Origin of the sequence: Methanospirillum sp., from assembly GCF_035560735.1 — an archaeon.
Classification (GTDB): domain Archaea; phylum Halobacteriota; class Methanomicrobia; order Methanomicrobiales; family Methanospirillaceae; genus Methanospirillum.
Genome location: NZ_DATMYY010000366.1, coordinates 1 through 6,863, shown reverse-complemented (window position 1 = coordinate 6,863; position 6,863 = coordinate 1). Strand labels below are relative to the sequence as shown.

At 47.5% G+C, this 6,863-nt stretch carries 6 protein-coding genes; 4 read left to right on the top strand and 2 right to left on the bottom strand.

Translation table 11 applies throughout. From position 1 onward, the window contains the following. The first annotated feature begins 248 nt into the window (after positions 1–248). Genes VN429_RS10895 through VN429_RS10880 form a run of 4 tightly spaced genes read left to right on the top strand, consistent with a single transcriptional unit; the run spans position 249 to position 4,544 of the window. The gene (locus VN429_RS10895; protein ID WP_325633208.1) at positions 249–674 is read left to right on the top strand and encodes a molybdopterin dinucleotide binding domain-containing protein; all 426 of its coding nucleotides are present in this window, start codon (positions 249–251) and stop codon (positions 672–674) included. 2 nt (positions 675–676) lie between these two features. Then, positions 677–2,005: a formylmethanofuran dehydrogenase subunit B gene (locus tag VN429_RS10890; protein WP_325633206.1), complete on the top strand. Its 1,329-nt coding sequence runs from the start codon at positions 677–679 to the stop codon at positions 2,003–2,005. After that, positions 2,006–3,727, top strand: a complete 1,722-nt coding sequence (locus VN429_RS10885) for a formylmethanofuran dehydrogenase subunit A (RefSeq protein ID WP_325633204.1) — start codon at positions 2,006–2,008, stop codon at positions 3,725–3,727. It abuts the gene before it with no gap. Positions 3,728–3,737: 10 nt separating this feature from the next. Then, positions 3,738–4,544, top strand: a complete 807-nt coding sequence (locus tag VN429_RS10880) for a formylmethanofuran dehydrogenase subunit C (RefSeq protein ID WP_325633202.1) — start codon at positions 3,738–3,740, stop codon at positions 4,542–4,544. A gap of 58 nt (positions 4,545–4,602) precedes the next feature. Here the strand turns inward: VN429_RS10880 and VN429_RS10875 are convergent, their stop codons facing one another. Together VN429_RS10875 and VN429_RS10870 are read right to left on the bottom strand one after the other, a co-directional pair. Beyond that, a complete protein-coding gene (locus VN429_RS10875; RefSeq protein ID WP_325633200.1) occupies positions 4,603–5,751 on the bottom strand; it encodes a double-cubane-cluster-containing anaerobic reductase in 1,149 nt (382 codons plus the stop codon). Between the two features lie 260 nt (positions 5,752–6,011). Continuing rightward, positions 6,012–6,863: acyl-CoA dehydratase activase (locus VN429_RS10870; protein WP_325633198.1), on the bottom strand; the 852-nt coding region annotated here is incomplete at its 5' end.

The following is a 6,863-nucleotide window of genomic DNA, read 5'->3' as shown; positions in this document are numbered from 1 at the left end:
CCTTTATATCCCCCACGTAGACCGTTATTCAATCGGGGACGAACTGTAATAATTCGGAACCAGTGAACTCTGAAAAATTCGAACTCGGTGAATTTTTAAGAGAAAATCATTGGTGAAGATAAAATTGCAGAAGGAACCCTGAAGAAACACGAAATGCAATTCGGGATAGCCTTTCGTGTCTTTTCGAATGTTCTTTCCGGATACAATAAAGAAAGCCGGAAGGGACACTCCCAAAATGGAGCTTCGAGATGACGAACAAGATTACCCTTAATCTTATCACCTGCAGGACAATCCAGCAGGGGGTTGCAATGGAGACAGGAAAGACTTCTCAGAAGTACTTTGACGCTGCCTCTATCATCCACATGCATGAGGATGACATGAAGAAACTGGGGATTATGGCTAACACCAATGTCAAAGTTACCAGTAAGGATGGAAGTGTAGTAGTCAAGGCAGTCAGAACCCGAGAAGATCTGGTTCCGGGCCTTGCTCACATTCCAATGGGACCATGGGCAAACGCCATTGTTTCAGCATATACATACTCAACCGGAGAACCATGTTTCAAGGGATTCCCGGTAGATATTGAACCAGCACCAGAGGAGCGGATTATGGGAGCTGTCGAAATAGTTCAGACCCTCTGTTATGGACCTGATAGAAAACCACCGGTGAGGAGTTAAATATGGCAAAAGTTGTTACCGATGTTGTATGTCCATTTTGTGGGACATTATGTGATGATCTTGTAATAACGGTCACCGATGATGAAACCGATATCATTGACTGCCAGAACGCCTGTGCAATCGGTGCTGAAAAATTCCTTCACCTCTCAAAGGCTGCGGGCCATCACAGAGTAACCCGCCCACGCAAACGCCAGCCTGACGGAACATACAAAGAGATCACCTACGACGAAGCCATAGAATATACCGCGCAGATGCTGGCAAGGTCCAAGAAGACACTCTGGTACGGATGGGCATCGACAAGCTGCGAAGCAATGTCTATCGGACACAAGGTTGCTGAAAAGGCCGGAACAATGGTCGACAACTGTGCAACCGTCTGTCACGGCTCTTCTCTTCTCGCAATCCAGGATGTGGGAGTTCCTTCCTGTACCCTTGGAGAAGTCAAGAATCGTGCTGACCGTGTCGTTTTCTGGGGATGCAACCCGGCACACGCTCACCCACGCCACATGTCCAGGTACTCAATCTTCCCCCGTGGTTTCTTCACAACCAAGGGTCACAAGGGGAGGAAGATCATCTGTGTTGACTGCCGGTACACCGATACAGCCAAGTGTGCTGATGAATTCATCCAAGTTGAACAAGGATATGACTACGAACTTCTTGATGCCTTCAGAACAGCTCTCCGTGGAGAACCAATCCCAGATGTAGTCGGTGGTGTTCCGAAAGAGAGGATTATATCAGCTGTTGAAACCCTGAAGGAAGGAAGGTTCGGCGTTATATTCTTCGGAATGGGTATGACCCACACCCTGGGCAGAAACCACAACATCGATATCGCAATCAACTTCACCCGCGACATGAACGACTACACCAAGTTCGCCATCGTCGCTATGAGAGGACACTGGAACGTTACCGGTTCAGGTCAGGTGCTCTCCTGGCAGTACGGATTCCCATACTGTGTGGACCTTACCCGCCGAACCCATGCACGATACCAGCCTGGTGACACATCTTCAGTTGATCTCCTCCGCAGAAAAGAGGTTGATGCATGTATCTGTATCGCTTCAGATATCGGAGCACACTTCCCGATTGAAGCAACCCGCCACATGGCACAGATTCCATCAGTCTGTATCGACCCGCACATCAACCTGACCACTGAGATCTCTGATGTTCACATCCCGGTCGCCCTGGTCGGTGTTGAGGTTGAGGGCTGTGCATACCGGATGGATAATGTCCCAATGGCATGCCGGAAAGTTATCAACCCACCAGAGGGTATGCTTACCGACGAAGAACTCCTTGAAAAGATCTATGTGCGTCTCTGTGAAATCATGGGGGATTCATAAATGACTGAGTATCTGATTAAGAACGGTCATGTCTTTGATGTTGTCAGCGGTGTAAAGGGAGACAAGAAAGACATCGCTATAAAAGATGGGAAGATTGTTGAGAAGGTCTCTTCAAAGGCCAAGACAGTCGATGCATCCGGCAAGACCGTCATGGCCGGAGCACTTGATATTCACTCCCACGTGGCTGGGCCGAAAGTTAACCTCGGACGCTGGTTCAGACCTGAAGACAAGTGGTTCAGGGGACAGATGCGTGGTGGAATTGTCAAGGAGACCTCCCGTATGGAGCAGGGTTTCTCAATTCCGTCCGTCTTCAGGACCGGATACTGCTATGGCAGAATGGGATATACCTTTGTCATGGAAGCAGCAATGCCTCCAATGTATGCAAGGCACGTCCACCATGAGATCCATGAAACTCCGATCATTGATGAAGCAGCACTGCCGGTATTCGGTAACAACTGGTTCGTTATGGAGTACCTCAAGGAGAAAGAGGTAGAGAAGACTGCAGCATATATTGCCTGGCTCATGAGAGTGACCAAGGGATACGGTATCAAGGTCGTCAACCCTGGTGGCACTGAAGCATGGGGATGGGGTCTGAACTGTCTCGGCATCAACGACGAAGTTCCATACTTTGATATCACTCCTGGAGAGATTGTGTCCGGTCTGATCGAGAGCAACGAGTACCTCGGTCTGCCACACTCTGTTCACCTCCATCCGAACAGTCTTGGTGACCCGGGTAACTGTCCAGTAACCATCGACACTATGAAACTTGCCTCCAAGTACAAGGCAAACAACAAGTTCGGCCGTGAGCAGGTTCTGCATATGACTCACCTCCAGTTCCACTCATATGGTGGTTCAGGCTGGGGAGACTTCTGCTCTGCATCCAAGGAGATCATGGATTACGTCAACAAGCACCCGGAGATCACCTTTGATACCGGTAACGTAACCCTTGACGAAACTACCACCATGACTGCAGACGGTCCGTTCGAGCACCACCTCTGTGCACTCAACCACCTTAAGTGGTGTAACGTGGACGTGGAACTTGAGACCGGATCAGGTGTCGTGCCGTTCATCTACAGCCCGAACGTCTTCCCCTGTGCAGTACAGTGGGCAACTGGTCTTGAGCTTGCACTCCTCGCAAAGGATCCAATGCGGACCATGATCACCACTGATCACCCCAACGCAGGTCCGTTCACCCGGTACCCACGTGTCTTCAAGTGGCTCCTCAGCAAGAAGACCCGTGATGAGCAGATGGCAGCCTTCAAGAACAGTGGAAAGGTAGCCGATGCAACCATCCTGAACGAACTGGATCGTGAGATCACCCTTTACGAACTATCACAGATGACCCGTGCAGCTCCGGCAAAGGCCCTCGGTCTCTCCAGCTCCCGTGGTGGTCTTGCAGTTGGCATGGACGCAGAAATTGCGATCTATGACATCGATCCGACGAAACTCCCAACTGATCCAGAAGAGTATGAGAGAGTATTCTCCAATGTCTCATATCTGTTCAAGAATGGAGACATAGTCATCAAAGAGGGAAGCATTGTCCTTGAGAACCCAACCAAGATGACCTTCTGGGTTAATGCACAGGTTCCTGAGAACAAGCAGGTTGCCCGTGATGTCAGAGAGAAGTTCCTCAGGTACTACACTGTTACCCAGCCCAACTACGAAGTTCCTGACTCATATGCACCCCACCCGCATGTGATTGAAACAACCGCAAATGTGTGAGGTATCAGGAATGAAGACAGTAACAATAAAGATGGTAAAGGTCCCCGAACTCTATCTCGAAGGAGATATGATCACCCCTGATCAGTTTGCGGGAAAGACAAACGAAGAGATTGCTGCCCTCCGTTGCTACGAAGGAAGAGAGACCTACAAACTTGGGGATTTCTTTGAGATCCATGGCGATGCAGTTGGAGCAACTCCTGAAGAGACCAAAGTCATTGTAACCGGAGACTGCAAGAAAGTCAAGTACATTGGCATGAACATGACAGCCGGAGAGGTTGTTGTGGAAAGCAGCTGCGATATGTACACCGGTGGATGGATGAAGGGAGGAAAACTCCACATTAAAGGAAACGTGGACTCCTTCTCCGGTCTCGGTATGGAAGGCGGAGAATTTATTGTCGACGGAAACGGCGGCAATTTCATCGGTGCCTCATACCGTGGTGACTGGCGTGGAATGCAGGGCGGTGTTCTCCGAGTCAAGGGCAACGTCGGCAGCGATATCGGTACCTTCATGAATGGGGGAACTCTTATCGTTGAAGGAGATGCTGATGTTCACATCGGTACCCACCAGGAAGGCGGGACCATCATTGTTAAGGGCAATGTCAACCGTCGTGTCGGTGGACAGATGGTGAAGGGAACGATCTATGTCTACGGAACCATCAACTACATGATGCCAGGTTTCAAGTACAACCAGGATGTAGAACTTGAAGTTGACGGTGACAAGGCTGTGTTCTCCGAGTACCTCGGTGACCTTGGAGAGCGTCACTCTAAGTCAAAAGGACAGGTTGTCTACGGTAAACTCTACCAGAAGAAGAACTAATTCCTTCTTTTTTAGCGTAATAGACAGGTTTTCGGCCTGTGATTTGAAAAAAGAATGATCAGTTTTTGATCATATCGATAAATGCTTCAATTCTTGTTCTAATCTGTTCAGAATCAGCTGGTGAATAATCAGTCTCAATCTGGATAACCGGGATATCCTTCTCTTTCATGGCTTTTGAGAGGATCCGTGACTCGACATTGTAGGTGTGGCAACCGATCCAGGTAATATCTACAATGCCGTCTGCGTTGTATTCTTCTGTTACTTTTGCCAGAATTTCCATACGCTCGGTATTCGGGCTCATACAGGAACAGGGAGTCTTCAGATATTTTTTTGCTACTGCATGGAGAAGATCGGAATCAGAGACATCAACATCATGGAGATACTGCTTCATACCTGCACAATTCTCAATGTATACTACAGCTGCACCAGATTCTTCTATGATCTTCAGGACTTTTTCAGAGCCAAGGCCAGTTGGGACACCAGTCACAATAATCCGTGGGGTACCTTTAGGAAATGCTCCATTACCCTCTACCTGCATCTTTTTTGCATCTTGTATGACGGCCTTAAGATGGGTATTGAAGTCCTCTGGATCATAGGTAAAATTCCGTGCCCAGGTTACTTTGAGCATATCCTGCCCAGATAATACTGGCGGGTCTGCCTTGTTCAATTCAGCAAGATCCCTGATAAGCCGGCGTTGTTCATTCATTCGGTTGATTGCTGCTTTGAGAGAATCTGTAGTTATTGTAACTCCAAGTCGCTGCTCAATCTCGGTCTTACAACGCTGAACTTCCGAGTACCAGTATTCATCCTGTGCTTTCCCAACAGCTCCCTGCGGAACTTCCAGAACGATGGTCGGCTTAAAGGTGCTCATCAGTTCAAACATCTTCTTCTTGCCGTCGCAGGTTGTCTCACCAATAATAAACTCAGCATTGACAAAAAACGGACATTTATCAGTTATGGCAAATCCGTAACTGGATTTAATAAGTGGACAAAAGTTTCGGGGCAGATCTTTTTCACCATCTGCGATTGGTTCTTCCTTTGTGGCACAAAGGGCAACAGGAAAACCTCCAGCTGCAAGAACTAACTCCTGCGGGGCAAAAACACAGTAAAACCCGACGACTGGGACTTTTTTCTCTTTTATTGATGCAATTTCGGCTGATGCCCGCGGCATAGCCTGATCAAACCATGCTAATGATTCTGCTCTCATAAATACACCGGTCATGTAAAGTAACTAAACACTGAGACGGAACTGCAATGAGCAACCAATGTCTCACTGCTCAGGTAGATGAATCAAAGAAGTTTCAGTCAGGCTGGATGTTCCAATCTCCCTATAGTATTCACCATTGTGATGAATATGAATCCATATTCATCTAACTATTAGGCAGTATTTTTCATAAGAATCTTGAAGGGTTTTTAAAAAGGGTTCGTTGAGCCATGTTCAGATGAGGTGATATTGGTAATTGTGAATTATGATTGAAGTACACTAACCTGCACTTTCTGCCATGGCTCAACTGTCCCAACCGATAGAACCGCCCCTATGGCACCGGAAAATTCTGCATGCTGCGGGACACTGATATTGAGATTAACCAGAGCAGATATTCTGGAAACGATATCGGAATTTGCTGAAACTCCTCCGGTAAAGATAACTTCAGGAATCAAGGTCAGTCGGGATGCCAGTGAAAGTGTTCGCCTGGCAATAGCATCGTTAATACCTGCAACAATTTCAGGAACCGGATATCCCTGAGAGAGAAGTCCGATTATCTCAGACTCGGCAAAGACCGTACACATGGATGAAAGACGAAGGGGATTAACCTCTGTTCCTATTGTCCCGAGATCTGCAAGTGTTATTGAGAGGGCATCTGCCATAATTGACAGAAATCTGCCAGTTCCAGCAGCACATTTATCGTTCATTGCGAAGTCTGATACTTTCCCATCTTCCCGCAGAGAGATTACTTTTGCATCCTGTCCACCAATATCGATCACTGTCCTACATCCGGGAGCAAGATACATGGCTCCTTTGGCATGGCATCCGATCTCATTCTGTATGGATGAAACTCCAGAGATCATTTTACGACCATAACCGGTTGCGACTATAGTTTCTGGAGATAAATCAGCCGATTCTAAAATATTTCTGGTAAGATCTGAAACTCCCTTCTCATATGAGACCCCTGAACTGATGGCATAGAGTGTCCAGGATGACCCAGTCCAGAGTGCACCTTTAATTCTTGTAGATCCTGCATCAATCCCAAGGATTGATTTACCAGGAGATATTCCGATTATTTCACTTGAGATTCGTTCATTCATATTTGATTCCATCAC